This is a genomic window from Gordonia paraffinivorans NBRC 108238, from assembly GCF_000344155.1.
GTDB lineage: Bacteria > Actinomycetota > Actinomycetes > Mycobacteriales > Mycobacteriaceae > Gordonia > Gordonia paraffinivorans.
The window spans coordinates 17,064-29,870 of record NZ_BAOQ01000009.1; the positions used below are offsets into that span (position 1 = coordinate 17,064).

The window sequence follows — 12,807 nt, forward strand, 5'->3', positions numbered from 1 at the left end:
CCCGCCGTTCGTGCTGCGGCGTGAGCACGTCCCGACGATCATGAGCGGCATCGTCACGCTCGGTGCGCTCGCCGGGCACTTCGGCCGCGACGTCGAACGCGGCGTCGCCAAGGCGGTCGGGATCGTCGAGGCCGCACGCCGCGACGGCGTCGACCTGCTGGTCTTCCCGGACGCGACCATCGGCGGCTATCTCGGGGACCTGCGGTGCCCGAACCCCGCCGAGCTGCCGCCCGCGCTGAGTCCCGACGGGCCCGAGCTGGCGGCGATCATCGCCGCGGCCGGGTCGATGACCGTGTGCATCGGCTACACCGAGGCCGACGGCGACCGGCGGTACAACACCGCGGTGTGCGTGTCCGGCGACGGCATCCTCGGCACCCACCGCAAGGTGCATCAGCCCGCAGGTGAGTCCCTCGCGTATGCGGCGGGAGATGCGTTCGGCGCCTTCGACACCCCGGTCGGGCGGATCGGGATGCTCATCGACTACGACAAGACGTTCCCCGAGTCGGCGCGCACGCTCGCACTCGACGGTGCGCGGATCATCGCCGCGTTGTCGGCGTGGCCGGCAAGTGTCACCGACCGGGCGGCCCGTCTGCCCGCGGACCGGCAGGCCCGGCTGTTCGACCTCTACGACTGCGCCCGGGCCGCGGAGAACCAGGTGTTCGTGGTGTCGTCGAACCAGACCGGGGTGATGGGCTCACTGCGGTTCCTCGGCCAGGCGAAGGTCGTCGGGCCCGGCGGGGACATCCTCTCCACGACCCGGTCGAAGGGCGGGCTCGCGACGGCGACCGTCGACGTCGACGGCGAGATCGCCCGCGCGCGACGCGTGCTGAACCACCTCGACGAGCTGCGGCCGGACACCTACCGCGCCCTGTGCGCGCCCACACCGGCGTCGTCTGCCTCGTCGTCTCCCGCGCTCTCACCGCAGGCGGAGTCCGGGGTGCCGGACCTATCATGACGCAGGTGAACTCCCCCACGCCGCGGGTCGCGCTGCTGACCTACTCGACCAAGCCGCGCGGCGGCGTGGTGCACACCCTCGACCTCGCCGAGGCGATGGCCGCCCTCGGTGTCGACGTGACGGTGTGGTCGCTGGCGCGCGGCGGCGACGCGGGATTCTTCCGGGATGTCGACCCGGCGGTGACGCTGCGACTGGTCCCGTTCGCCGACCGCGACGGCGAGTCGATCACCGAGCGCATCGTCCGCTCCATCGACACCCTGCGCGAGGCCTTCGAGCCGGACGCCTACGACATCGTCCACGCACAGGACTGCATCAGCGCCAATGCCGTCGGCACCTGCATCCGCACGATCCACCACCTCGATCAGTTCACGACACCGGTCCTCGTCGAATGCCACGCGAAGGCCGTCGTCACTCCGTACGCGCGGATCTGCGTCTCGCGAGCCGTGGCGCAGGAAGTCGAGGAGGGGTGGGGCCTGTCCCCGACCGTCATTCCCAACGGCGTTGCCTACCAACGGTTCGCCGACGCCGCGTCGGATGACCCCGGAGCCGTCGAGGCGCGACGACGCTGGTCGGACCGGCTCGGCGACTATGTGCTGGCCGTCGGCGGGATCGAGCCTCGCAAGGGCAGCATCGACCTGCTCGATGCGTATGCGCTGCTGCGCAAGCGGCATCCCGAGCTGACGCTCGTCTTCGCCGGCGGGGAGACGTTGTTCGACTATCGCGACTACCGCGCCGAGTTCGACCGTCGCCGGGCCGAACTCGACGTCGAGCCGATCGTGCTCGGCAACGTGCCCGACGACGACCTGCCGTCGCTGGTCGCCGCATGCCGGGTGTTCGCGTTCCCGTCGGTCAAGGAGGGTTTCGGCCTGGCTGCCATGGAGGCGCTCGCGGCGGGAAGGCCGGTCGTCGTGCGGGAGTTGCCGATCCTGCGGGAGGTGTTCGCCGACACCGTCACCTACGCGTCGACCGTGCCCGAGCTGGCGGACGCGCTGGAGGCGGCGCTGACGCCGGATTGCGGACGCGCCGAGGCCGGGCGGGCCCTGGCGTCGTCGCTGACGTGGGAGGACGCGGCGCGTCGGCACCTGGAGTTCTACGCGCGTCACCCCATGCCCCGCGATGCGCCCACCGCGGAAGACGGTCCCGTCGTCGGTTCGAGATGAGCACGCGCGCAGGCGCATCGGAGCGCCTCGGGATGATCCTGGTGATGGTCACCGCGTGCCTGTGGGGCACGTCGGGCACCGCGGCGGCTCTCGCACCCGCGCTCAGCGCGGTCACGGTCGGGGCGGTCGCGATGGGCGGCGGCGGACTGCTCCAGGCGCTGGCCAACACCGGGGAGATCCGGGCGGCGTGGCGGTCGCTGCTCGCGCGGTGGCCGACCCTCCTGGCGGGCGGCGTCTGCGTGTTCGTCTACCCGCTGTGCTTCTTCGGGTCGATGCGGATCGGCGGCGTGGCGCTCGGCACCGTGGTGTCGCTGGCGTCGGCGCCGTTGTTCTCCGCAGCCGTCGAGCGGGTCGTCGAAGGCCGGGCGTTGTCGACCCGGTGGGCGGTGGCGTGCCTGCTCGGGATCGCCGGGACGGTGGCACTGGCGCTCTCGCGCAGCGAGTCCTCGCACGCCGACGACCTGCCGGGCGATCACGCGTCGGCGTGGGGCGTCGTCCTGGGCCTGCTCGCGGGTCTGACGTATGCGGGCTTCTCGTATGCGATGCGCCGCCTCATGAACGACGGGGTTCCGCGCGGCGCGGCCGCGGGCGGCGTCATGGGACTCGGCGGCGCCCTGCTGCTCCCGGTCGCGGCGTTCTCGATCCCGTCGATCGCCGATCATCCGGACACGCTGCTGGTCCTGGCGTATCTCGTGCTCGTCCCCCAGTTCCTGGGTTACGTGTTCTTCAGTCGCGGGCTCAAGTTCGTGGACAGCTCCACCGCCACCACGATCACGCTCATCGAACCGGCGGTCGCGACGATGCTGGCGGTCGTGGTGCTGGCCGAACCGATCACCGTCGTCGGCTGGATCGGGATCGGTGTGCTGGCGGTGGCGCTGGTCGTGTTGATGGCGCCCGCGCGGCGTCGGCCATCGGATAGCGTCGGACGCGCAAGGACGTGAAGCGCGGCGATCGCGCCGCGGACGAGGAGGTCGATGCATGAAGCAGTTCCGAGAGGCCGTCGAGGCCCGCGACGCCGACGCGATGAGGGAGCTCCTCGCCGACGACGTCGTGTTCACCAGCCCGGTCGCGTTCAAGCCGTACCCGGGCAAGGCGATCACCTCGGCGATCCTGCGGGGCGTGCTGCGCGTCTTCACCGACTTCCGCTACATCCGCGAGATCAACGACACCGGGGGCCGGGATTCGGCACTGGTCTTCGAGGCCACCGTGGACGGCAAGCGCGTCACCGGGTGCGATTTCATCCACGTCGACGAGGAAGGCAAGATCGACGACTTCATGGTGATGGTCCGCCCGCTGTCGGGGGCGCAGGCCCTCGCCGCGGCCATGGGCGCGCAGTTCGACCAGATCGCTGCCGAGGCCGCCGCCGAGGAAGCCGCCAAGGAGGCCGGCCGGTGAAACTCGGACTGCAGCTGGGATATTGGGCCGCGCAGCCGCCGGCCGGTCACGCCGACCTGGTCGCCGCGGCCGAGGAGGCGGGCTTCGACTCGATCTTCACCGCCGAGGCGTGGGGATCGGATGCCTACACTCCCCTCGCCTGGCTCGGGTCGTCGACGAACCGGGTCCGCCTCGGGACGTCGGTGCTGCAGCTGTCGGCGCGGACGCCCACCGCGTGTGCGATGGCGGCGCTGACGCTCGACCACCTGTCCGGCGGCCGGCACATCGTCGGCCTGGGTGTGTCCGGACCGCAGGTCGTCGAGGGGTGGTACGGGCAGAAGTTCGCGAAACCGCTTGGCCGCACCCGCGAATACATCGACATCATGCGTCAGGTGTTCGCCCGCGAGGCGCCGGTGACGAGCCCCGGACCGCACTACCCGCTGCCGTACACCGGCGAGGGCGCGACCGGACTCGGCAAGCCGCTCAAGCCGATCACGCATCCGCTGCGGTCGGACATCCCGATCATGCTCGGCGCCGAGGGACCCAAGAACGTGGCGCTGGCCGCGGAGATCGCCGACGGCTGGTTGCCGCTGTTCTACACCCCGCGGATGGCCGACACCTACAACGAGTGGCTCGACGAGGGATTCGCGCGTCCGGGCGCACGGCGCAGCCGCGAGGACTTCGAGATCATCGCCACCGCGCAGATCGTCATCACCGACGACCGCGCGTCGACATTCGCGGCGATCAAGCCGTTCCTGGCCCTCTACATGGGCGGGATGGGCTCCGAGGACACCAACTTCCACGCCGACGTGTACCGCCGGATGGGTTACTCCGACGTCGTCGACGAGGTCACCAGGCTCTTCCGGTCGGGCCGCAAAGAGGAAGCGGCGCAGATCATCCCGGACGAGGTCGTGGAGGACTCGGCGATCGTCGGCGACCTCGACTTCGTGCGCGAGCAGATCAAGGTCTGGGAGTCGTGCGGCGTCACCACGATGTTGGTCTCACCGCGCTCCATCGAGGAGATCAACCGGCTGGCCGAGCTGATCCGCTGATGGCCGGCCGGATCACGCTCGTCGACGACGTCGTACGGTTCGACGCCCCGGCGCCGACGGTGTTCGACTACCTCACCGACCCGCGCAACCGGGCGCAATGGCAATCGAGCCTGCGGCGCGTCGACGACGTGGCCGAACTCGGAGACAGGCCCGGTGACGTCGGGACGAGCTGGACCGACGTCACCGTGGTCCCCGGGGTGGCGCCCCGGCTCGAGGTGACCGCGTGCGAGCCTCCGCGCCTGTGGCGCGAGATCGGGACGTGGCGGTCGGTCGACGCGGTGCTGACGCTCGAGTTCGACGACCGGGACGGCGGCACCGATGTGCGGGCGCAGGCGATCCTCACGGTCCCGACGATCGGGGTGCCGGTGCTGCTGGTGAACCGGTGGCCGGCGGCGCGTGCGATCCGGGCGGATCTGCGGCGTGCGGCACGGATTGTCGCCGACAGCGCTCGGTGAGACACCCCTGCTCGGGTAGCGTCGGCGGGGTGTACATGAAGAATGTGATGCTCGCGCTCGGCGCGGCCCTCGTCCTCACGGTGGCCGGCTGTAGCTCCGACTCTGATTCCGATTCGACTGCCGCCGACACCACCGCCGCTTCGGGCGTCGAGAGCTGCCCGGCCGAGCCGACCAAGGCCGACGCCTCCCCGCAGTGGACGCTCAAGGGCGCGACCGGGGAGCTCGAGGTGGTCGCGGCGACCGAGAACGAGGCCCCGAAGATCACCGTCGAGGCGCCGTTCAAGGTCGACGAGACCGAGGTGAAGACCCTGGTCGAGGGAGACGGCGAGGTCGTCGCGCCGACGGCGACCGTCACGGTCTGCTACCTCGGCGTCAACGGCCGCACCGGAGAGAGGTTCGACGGCAACTACCGCGAGGGCGGCTCCCCGGCGACCTTCTCGCTCGACGGTGTGATCAAGGGCTTCAGCAAGGCCATCGCCGGCGAGAAGGTCGGCTCGCAGGTGGCCGTCGCGATGACGCCGCAGGACGGTTACCCGCAGGGCCAGCCCGCGGCCGGGATCGAGCCGGGTGACACCCTGATCTTCGAGATCGGAATTCTGTCGGCCGCGTGATCGATTGCGGCCGTGTGCGATTGCGACAGAGCCGCTTTCGGCGCTTGATCCACACCACGGATTGCACGACAACGCCCGGAGGTCATGACGACCTCCGGGCGTTCTCGCATCTCGACCGCTACAGCGCGCGGTGGCGGATGTCGATCGGCAGGCCGTCGGCCGGGGTCGGGCCGGTGCCATAGGTGAGCTCCGGCGTGTAGTCGGCGGGGACGGTCCACTCGAAGCGCTGCAGCATCTGGTGCAGGATCGACTTCACCTCCATGCCACCGAAGTACAGGCCGATGCACTTGTGTGCGCCACCGCCGAACGGGGCCCACGCGAAGCGGTGGACCTTGTCCTCGCGGCGCTCCGGCGAGAAGCGCTCGGGATCGAATTCTGTGGGATTGGGCCACCACTCCTCGCGCAGCATCGTCGCCCACGGGTGGATGGCGATGAGCGTGCCCTTCGGGATGTAGTGCCCGCAGATGTCGGTGTCCTCGATCGCCATCCGGAACAGCATGCCGACCGGGGCGTTGAGGCGCAGCGCCTCCTTGAACGCGAGGTCCATGCTCGTCAGCTTGTCGATGTCCTCGTAGTCGAGGGTCGGCTTGCCGAGGGCCAGCGACTCCTGACGCAGCCGTTCCTGCCACTCGGGGTTCTTGCCGAGGTAGTAGGTCAGCATCGACAGCGCGATGGTCGACGTGTCGTGGGCGGCCATCATCGCGAAGATCATGTGGTTGACGATGTCCTCGTCGGAGAACGACTCGCCCTCTTCGCTCTCGGTGTTGCAGAGAACGCTGAACAGGTCATCGGCGTCGTTGCCGCGGCGCAGCGGGATCTCCGAGCGGAAGTACTCCTGCAGGGCCTCGCGCCCGCGCAGGCCCTGCGCCCAGGTCCAGTTGCCGACGTCCTGGCGGATGAGCGCCTGGCCGCCGCGTACCGCGGCCTCGAAGGCGCGCTCGAGGCGGTGCGCCTCGGCCTCGGACACGTGGGCGCCCATGAAGACCTCGGTCGCCAGCGACAGCGTCAGGTCCTTGGTGTTGGAGTACATGTGGAAGCCCTTGCCCACCTGCCAGTTGGCGAGGGTCTTCTCGATGTGCGGCGTCATGATGTCGAGGTAGCCGACCAGACGCTTGTTGCTGAAGGCCTGCTGAAGGATGCGACGGTGCTGCATGTGCTCGTCGAAGTCCATGAGCATGACGCCACGGCGGAAGAACGGGCCGATCATCGGCTCCCAGCCGAGCTCGCTGGAGAAGGCCTTCTTGCGGTTCATCCAGACCGTCTCGATGGCGTCGGGGCCGACCAGCGTCACCATGTTCATGCCGAGTGCGCCCGACCACGAGACCGAGCCGTACCGCTCGAAGCGTTCCATTGCCGACTTCAGCGGGTCCGCGAGCGCCTCGAGCGTGTTGCCCAGGAACGGGAGGCCCGGGTCGCCCATGACCGGCTTGAGTCCGGAACCTGCCGGCGGCTCGGCCAGCGGGCGCGGCTTGCTGGGATACATGCTGCTCACCTTGCCGAGCACGCCCTGGATCTGCTTCTTCCGACTGACCATCTGACACTCCCCGTTGTTCCGATGTGCGTTACATCACCATGCACCATTGGAACGGATTTTCCGGCTTGTTTCAAGAGGCGTGTCGGTGAAGATCTGAGCGGGTCAAGCGACCCAGCTGTCCGGGGCGGGCTTCGTCGCGGCCGGCCGTGGCGCGAGAGCCCCGAAGGCGACGATCACGGCCAGGCCCCAGATCAGGTACGACGACCCGACCAGGTGCTGCCACCAGGCCCAGCTCAGCTCCGCGTCGTAGCGCTGCGGGATGCGCTGATGCGGGGAGACGGCGAACACGACGAGACCGGTGCCGATGAGCCACCACCAGATCGCAGACGCGCCCGGGCGGACCGCGAAGGCGGCCAGCGTCAGGAGCAGGGGCACGATCCAGACCCAGCTGTGGTCCCAGGCGACCGGTGAGCAGAACAGGGCAGCGAAGGCGACGGTGAGAACGGACGCGACATCGGTCGGACCGTCGGGCCGCGCGGTGGTGCCGGCCTCAGCGGCCTCGGTCGCGGGGGCCGGGGTTGCGGGGGCCTCGGTTGCGGGGGCCACGGTTACGGGGACCTCGGATGCGGGGGCCTCGGATGCCGAGATCAGCCGCCACGCCGCCCAGGCGATGAGAAGACCGACGATCAGCGACGCGACGAACCAGGCGACCGTGGACTCGGTGCCGAGGCGGCCGAGCTCGCCCTTGAGCGACTGGTTGTTGGCGAAATGCGGGCTGCCGATGCGGTCGGTGTCGAAGAGCGTCGAGGTCCAGTAGGTGACCGAGTCGTCGGGCGCGACGAGGTAGCCGATACCGGCGTAGGCGACGGCGGAGACCGCGCTGACGACGAGGGTGCGCCAGTCGCGACGCAGGAAGAACAGCAGCAGGAAGACCGCCGGGGTCAGCTTGATCGAGATGGCCAGGCCGACCAGCAGCCCGCTCCACCACTTCCCGCGACCGACCAGGGCGTCGACGATCACCAGCGTCATGAGGACGAGGTTGATCTGCCCGAAGTTGAGGGTGTCGCGGACCGGTTCGAGCCAGAGCCCGACCGTGGTCGCGGCGACGGCCAGCCACCAGAGGTCGACGTTCGGCCGTACGGACAGGTGCCCGAGGACGATGCGGCAGACCAGCAGCAGGCACGCGATGGAGATCGCGGCGAAGACCGCCTGGCCGACTCCGAGCGGGACGACGGTGAAGATCGTGAACAGGGCCGCGGCGAGCGGCGGATAGGTGAAGGGCAGATACGCACCCTCGGCGAGCTGCGGCAGGGGGCCGTAGAGGTCGCCGCCGTCGAGCAGGACCTGCCCGCCCAGCCGATAGACGTCGAAGTCGATGCGGTACGGCACCGGCGGCTGGTTGGGCAACAGGAAGATCGCCGCCGCAGCGCTCGCGAGGAAGACGACCAGCGCCAGTCCTCGTGCCCATGTCGAGTGAAGGAAACGATCGATCCCCTGCCGGGGAATGTCCACAACTGTCACGAGCCCTCTCTCTTCCGAGCGGGATCGTATCGCGGACGGTCGGGACCTCAGCGGGGGCGGCGGCGACCCCGCTGCAGGCCTGGGCTGTCAGACGATCTGCGGTCTCAGGCGGCGCCGGATTCGGCCGACTCCTCCGGATAGCCGTCGAGCATGATGCCGGCGACTGCTCCGAGCGCCTCCTGCCACGCCTCGGTCATCGCGTCGGTCCACCGGTTGCCACCGATCTCGCTCATGGCGGCGATCATGCATTCGGCAACCGCCGCGTACATGGGCCGGGTGACGCCGAGTTCGGCATGGCGCCTTCCGAGCGCGTGCAGATTGGTGGTGAGCCACTCGGCGTCCTCGAGGTGGTCGAGGACCGAGACGACCGCGGTCCGCAGCATCTCGGCCTGTACGCGACTGTCGCGCTGGAACATCGGCTGCACCGCGGGGTAACGCTCGAAGAGGATGTCGTAGAACCTGACCGTGAGACCGGCATCGGGGAGATCGACGAGGGCGAGGCTTTCTTCCAATAGTTGTTTGTCCATGCACAGACACTGACGCCGCCGCGTTGCGTCGAGGCTGTGACGCCGCAAGGGGCGGGTAACGGTGATCTCACACGGCCTCGAGCGGGCTGTGAGATGCGCGGAACCAACGCCATGACCCCACACCGCAGGTGAGCGCGGAGCCGGAGCCATGGCGTTGGGGTCAGGCGCCCACGTATTCGGCGAGGTGTTTGCCGGTGAGCGTCGACCGGTCGGCGACGATGTCGGCGGGCGTGCCCTCGAACACGATCCGTCCGCCGTCGTGGCCGGCGCCGGGGCCGAGGTCGATGATCCAGTCGGCGTGCGCCATCACGGCCTGGTGATGCTCGATCACGATGACCGACTTGCCGGAGTCGACCAGACGGTCGAGGAGTCCGAGCAGTTGCTCGACGTCGGCGAGGTGCAGGCCGGTGGTCGGCTCGTCGAGGATGTAGACGTCGCCCTTCTCCCCCATGTGCACGGCGAGCTTGAGGCGCTGGCGTTCGCCGCCGGAGAGTGTGGTCAGCGGCTGTCCGAGCTTGATGTAGCCGAGCCCGACGTCGACGAGTCGCTTCAGGATCTTGTGCGCGGCAGGCAGTTTCGCATCGCCGGAACCGAAGAACCCCTCGGCCTGCGCGACGGACATCTCGAGCACCTCGCTGATGTTGCGGCCGCCGAAGGTGTACTCGAGCACCTCCGGCTGGAATCGCTTGCCCTCGCACACCTCACACGGCGCGGCAACTCCCGCCATCATGGCGAGGTCGGTGTAGACCACGCCGGCACCGTTGCAGTTGGGACATGCGCCGTCCGAATTCGCGCTGAACAAGGCCGGTTTCACCCCGTTGGCCTTGGCGAACGCCTTGCGGATGGGTTCGAGCAGGCCGGTGTAGGTCGCCGGGTTGGAGCGTCGGGAACCCTTGATCGCGGTCTGGTCGATCGAGACCACGCCCTCGCGGTTGGCGACCGAGGAGTCGACCAGCGAGCTCTTGCCGGATCCGGCGACACCGGTCAGGACGACGAGGACCCCGAGCGGGATGTCGACGTCGACGTTTTGCAGATTGTGCTTGTCGGCGCCGCGCACCTCGATCGTGCCGGTGGGCGTGCGGACCTCCGGCTTGAGTTGGGCGCGGTCGTCGAGGTGACGTCCGGTGAGGGTGTCGGCCTTGCGCAGATCCTCGACGGAACCCTCGAAGACGATCTCGCCTCCGTCGGTGCCCGCACCCGGGCCGAGGTCGACGACGTGGTCGGCGATCGCGATGACCTCGGGCTTGTGTTCGACGACCAACACCGTGTTGCCCTTGTCGCGCAAGGCCAGCAGCAGGTCGTTCATGCGCTGGATGTCGTGCGGGTGCAGGCCGATCGACGGCTCGTCGAAGACGTAGGTGACGTCGGTCAGCGACGACCCGAGATGACGGATCAGCTTGGTGCGCTGGGCTTCACCGCCGGACAGGGTGCCGGCCGGACGATCCAGGGAGAGATAGCCGAGGCCGATGTCGACGAAGGACTGCAGGTGCTCGCGCAGGCTCTTCAGCAGGGGTGCGACCGACGGCTCGTCGAGTTCGGCCACCCACTCGGCGAGGTCGCTGATCTGCATGGCGCAGGCGTCGGCGATCGAGATGCCCTTGATCTTCGACGACCTGGCCTCCGCGGTCAGGCGTGTGCCCTCGCACTCCGGGCACGTCTGGAAGGTGATGGCGCGGTCGACGAACGCCCGGATGTGCGGCTGCATGGCCTCACGGTCCTTGCTCAGCATCGACTTCTGGATCTTCGGGATGAGGCCCTCGTAGGTGACGTTGATGCCGTCGACCTTGATCTTCGTCGGCTCCTTGTAGAGGAGGTCGTCGAGCTCCTTCTTGGTGAATTTCGCGATCGGCTTGTCGGGGTCGAAGAAGCCACAGCCCCGGTAGATCCGCCCGTACCAGCCGTCCATAGAGTAGCCGGGGATGGTGAGGGCGCCCTCGTTGAGCGACTTCGTCTCGTCGTAGAGGGCGGTGAGGTCGAAGTCGGAGACCTCGCCGCGCCCCTCGCAGCGCAGACACATGCCGCCGGTGATCGAGAAGCTGCGCCGCTCCTTGACCTGCCGGCCGCTCTTGGTGACGGTGACCGCGCCGGCGCCGCTGACCGACGCGACGTTGAACGAGAACGCCTGCGCCGGACCGATGTGCGGCTTGCCCAAGCGGCTGAACAGGATTCGCAGCATGGCGTTGGCGTCGGTGGCGGTGCCGACCGTGGAGCGCACGTTGGCGCCCATGCGTTCCTGGTCGACGATGATCGCCGTCGTGAGTCCCTCGAGCACGTCGACGTCGGGCCGGGCCATCGCCGGCATGAAGCCCTGGACGAAGGTGCTGTAGGTCTCGTTGATCAGTCGCTGCGACTCGGCGGCGATCGTGGAGAACACCAGGGACGATTTGCCCGAACCCGACACACCGGTGAAAACGGTCAAACGGCGTTTGGGCAGTTCGACGTCGACGTCCTTGAGGTTGTTCTCGCGGGCACCGTGGACCCGGATCCGGTCATGCGTGTCGGCCGGATGCACACCGGGGTCATCGGTGCCGCGCTTCGTCGAGCGGGAGGCGGAACTGGTGGCTTGGCTCATCGTCTCTCCATCAGGCCACGACCGTTGGGGCGCAGCGATCTTCACGATTCGTACAGATTTCGGCAGCCGCCTCGGCACCGGCTCGCAGGTCGTAGGCGGTCTGCGTCTGTGGGTCCCCGTCGATCCAACCACGTTCGCGGTCGGGGTCGCCGGGGCTTTCGGCGAAGGCCTCCGGCGGCGGGAGCCGGCCCGGCCCGCACACGGGTCAGCTCGCCTGGTCGATGCGGATGAGGTTGCCGGAGGGATCCCGCACGGCGGCGTCGCGCACGCCGTAGGGCTGATCCATCGGCTCCTGCACCACGTCGGCGCCCTCTGCCTGCAGCTTCTCGAACAGGCCGTCGAGGTCCTCGGTGGCGAGAGTCAGTGCGCCGTAGGCACCCTTGGCGATGAGTTCGAGGATCGTCTGGCGCTCGGCGTCGGTGATACCGGGTTCGGCGCCGGGCGGGTACAGGACGACCGAGGTGCCGGGCTGGTTCGGCGGTCCGACGGTGAGCCACCGCATGCCCTCGTAACCGACGTCCTTGCGGACCTCGAAACCGAGGAGATCGCGGTAGAAGCCGAGTGTCGCTTCGGCATCGGTGTGCGGGAGGAATGCGTACTGGATGGTGATGTTCATGGGATTCAGGCTAGGCAGCGTCAGCCGCGCCGCGCTTCTCGATTCCTGATCGGTCTGGTGACGTTCTTGGCCATGCACGACGGGATGCCGTCGGCCTCGTCGCCGAAACGCTCCCGGTAGACGGTCGGGGAAACGCCGACGAGCTCGGTGAAGCGCGTGCTGAAGGTGCCCAGCGATTGGCAACCGACCTCGAAGCAGACCTCGGTGACGCTGAGGTCGCCCCGGCGGAGAAGGGTCATCGCACGTTCGATACGGCGGGTCATCAGATACGAATACGGGGATTCGCCGTAGGCCTGTTTGAACTTTCGGCTCAGGTGTCCGGCCGACATGTTCACGCCGCGCGCGAGCGCCTCGACGTCGAGGGGTTGCGCGTACTCGCGGTCTATCCGGTCGCGGACCCTGCGCAGCAGCGTGAGGTCACGAAGACGCTGGGCGTCGTCGGATCGGGGCATGGCCTCGATGGTAGGCCCGGTCCCGGGTCCGGGACGCG

General features: G+C 68.9%; 13 protein-coding genes. 7 read left to right on the top strand and 6 right to left on the bottom strand.

Features of this window, described 5'->3' with window-relative positions:
* Nucleotides 1-40: 40 nt before the first annotated feature.
* Genes GP2_RS05010 through GP2_RS05040 form a run of 7 tightly spaced genes read left to right on the top strand, consistent with a single transcriptional unit; the run spans nt 41 to nt 5,607 of the window.
* A complete protein-coding gene (locus tag GP2_RS05010; RefSeq protein ID WP_040526459.1) occupies nt 41-955 on the top strand; it encodes a carbon-nitrogen hydrolase family protein in 915 nt (304 codons plus the stop codon).
* A complete protein-coding gene (locus GP2_RS05015; RefSeq protein ID WP_006899389.1) occupies nt 952-2,115 on the top strand; it encodes an MSMEG_0565 family glycosyltransferase in 1,164 nt (387 codons plus the stop codon). The genes GP2_RS05010 and GP2_RS05015 overlap by 4 nt, the downstream gene beginning before the upstream one ends.
* Nucleotides 2,112-3,056, top strand: coding sequence for a DMT family transporter (locus tag GP2_RS05020; protein ID WP_040526440.1), 945 nt, complete (start codon nt 2,112-2,114; stop codon nt 3,054-3,056). Before GP2_RS05015 ends, GP2_RS05020 begins: the two co-directional genes overlap by 4 nt.
* Nucleotides 3,057-3,093: 37 nt before the next feature.
* Complete coding sequence (locus GP2_RS05025) at nt 3,094-3,510, top strand: nuclear transport factor 2 family protein (protein WP_006899391.1); 417 nt, start codon at nt 3,094-3,096, stop codon at nt 3,508-3,510.
* Nucleotides 3,507-4,541 (top strand): LLM class F420-dependent oxidoreductase, encoded by a 1,035-nt coding sequence (locus GP2_RS05030; protein WP_006899392.1) that lies wholly within the window; start codon nt 3,507-3,509, stop codon nt 4,539-4,541. The genes GP2_RS05025 and GP2_RS05030 overlap by 4 nt, the downstream gene beginning before the upstream one ends.
* Entirely contained in the window at nt 4,541-4,996 is a 456-nt protein-coding gene (locus GP2_RS05035; protein WP_006899393.1) for an SRPBCC family protein, read from the top strand. Before GP2_RS05030 ends, GP2_RS05035 begins: the two co-directional genes overlap by 1 nt.
* A 35-nt stretch (nt 4,997-5,031) precedes the next feature.
* On the top strand, nt 5,032-5,607 hold the full coding sequence (locus tag GP2_RS05040) for an FKBP-type peptidyl-prolyl cis-trans isomerase (protein WP_040526461.1): 576 nt from the start codon (nt 5,032-5,034) through the stop codon (nt 5,605-5,607).
* 118 nt (nt 5,608-5,725) lie between these two features.
* Here the strand turns inward: GP2_RS05040 and GP2_RS05045 are convergent, their stop codons facing one another.
* The 6 genes from GP2_RS05045 to GP2_RS05070 all read right to left on the bottom strand — a co-directional run bounded on the left by GP2_RS05045 (nt 5,726) and on the right by GP2_RS05070 (nt 12,769).
* Nucleotides 5,726-7,141 carry a cytochrome P450 gene (locus tag GP2_RS05045; RefSeq protein ID WP_006899395.1) on the bottom strand — a complete coding sequence of 472 codons (1,416 nt, stop codon included), beginning with the start codon at nt 7,139-7,141 and terminating at the stop codon, nt 5,726-5,728.
* A 102-nt stretch (nt 7,142-7,243) separates the two neighbouring features.
* The gene (locus tag GP2_RS05050) at nt 7,244-8,602 is read right to left on the bottom strand and encodes a glycosyltransferase 87 family protein (protein WP_006899396.1); all 1,359 of its coding nucleotides are present in this window, start codon (nt 8,600-8,602) and stop codon (nt 7,244-7,246) included.
* A 104-nt stretch (nt 8,603-8,706) separates the two neighbouring features.
* Nucleotides 8,707-9,129 carry a globin domain-containing protein gene (locus GP2_RS05055; RefSeq protein WP_006899397.1) on the bottom strand — a complete coding sequence of 141 codons (423 nt, stop codon included), beginning with the start codon at nt 9,127-9,129 and terminating at the stop codon, nt 8,707-8,709.
* Between the two features lie 160 nt (nt 9,130-9,289).
* Nucleotides 9,290-11,701, bottom strand: a complete 2,412-nt coding sequence (locus GP2_RS05060; protein ID WP_006899398.1) for an ATP-binding cassette domain-containing protein — start codon at nt 11,699-11,701, stop codon at nt 9,290-9,292.
* Nucleotides 11,702-11,906: 205 nt separating this feature from the next.
* Entirely contained in the window at nt 11,907-12,317 is a 411-nt protein-coding gene (locus tag GP2_RS05065; protein ID WP_006899400.1) for a VOC family protein, read from the bottom strand.
* 20 nt (nt 12,318-12,337) lie between these two features.
* Nucleotides 12,338-12,769: a helix-turn-helix transcriptional regulator gene (locus GP2_RS05070; protein ID WP_006899401.1), complete on the bottom strand. Its 432-nt coding sequence runs from the start codon at nt 12,767-12,769 to the stop codon at nt 12,338-12,340.
* Nucleotides 12,770-12,807 lie beyond the last annotated feature (38 nt).

Excerpts from the sequence above, each read along its gene's own strand:
- GP2_RS05035 (WP_006899393.1), top strand. The coding sequence starts at position 4,541 with ATGGCCGGCCGGATCACGCTCGTCGACGACGTCGTACGGTTCGACGCC.
- GP2_RS05040 (WP_040526461.1), top strand. The coding sequence starts at position 5,032 with ATGAAGAATGTGATGCTCGCGCTCGGCGCGGCCCTCGTCCTCACGGTG.
- GP2_RS05065 (WP_006899400.1), bottom strand. The coding sequence starts at position 12,317 with ATGAACATCACCATCCAGTACGCATTCCTCCCGCACACCGATGCCGAA.
- GP2_RS05060 (WP_006899398.1), bottom strand. The coding sequence starts at position 11,701 with ATGAGCCAAGCCACCAGTTCCGCCTCCCGCTCGACGAAGCGCGGCACC.
- GP2_RS05020 (WP_040526440.1), top strand. The coding sequence starts at position 2,112 with ATGAGCACGCGCGCAGGCGCATCGGAGCGCCTCGGGATGATCCTGGTG.
- GP2_RS05045 (WP_006899395.1), bottom strand. The coding sequence starts at position 7,141 with ATGGTCAGTCGGAAGAAGCAGATCCAGGGCGTGCTCGGCAAGGTGAGC.
- GP2_RS05010 (WP_040526459.1), top strand. The coding sequence starts at position 41 with ATGAGCGGCATCGTCACGCTCGGTGCGCTCGCCGGGCACTTCGGCCGC.
- GP2_RS05055 (WP_006899397.1), bottom strand. The coding sequence starts at position 9,129 with ATGGACAAACAACTATTGGAAGAAAGCCTCGCCCTCGTCGATCTCCCC.
- GP2_RS05025 (WP_006899391.1), top strand. The coding sequence starts at position 3,094 with ATGAAGCAGTTCCGAGAGGCCGTCGAGGCCCGCGACGCCGACGCGATG.
- GP2_RS05070 (WP_006899401.1), bottom strand. The coding sequence starts at position 12,769 with ATGCCCCGATCCGACGACGCCCAGCGTCTTCGTGACCTCACGCTGCTG.
- GP2_RS05015 (WP_006899389.1), top strand. The coding sequence starts at position 952 with ATGACGCAGGTGAACTCCCCCACGCCGCGGGTCGCGCTGCTGACCTAC.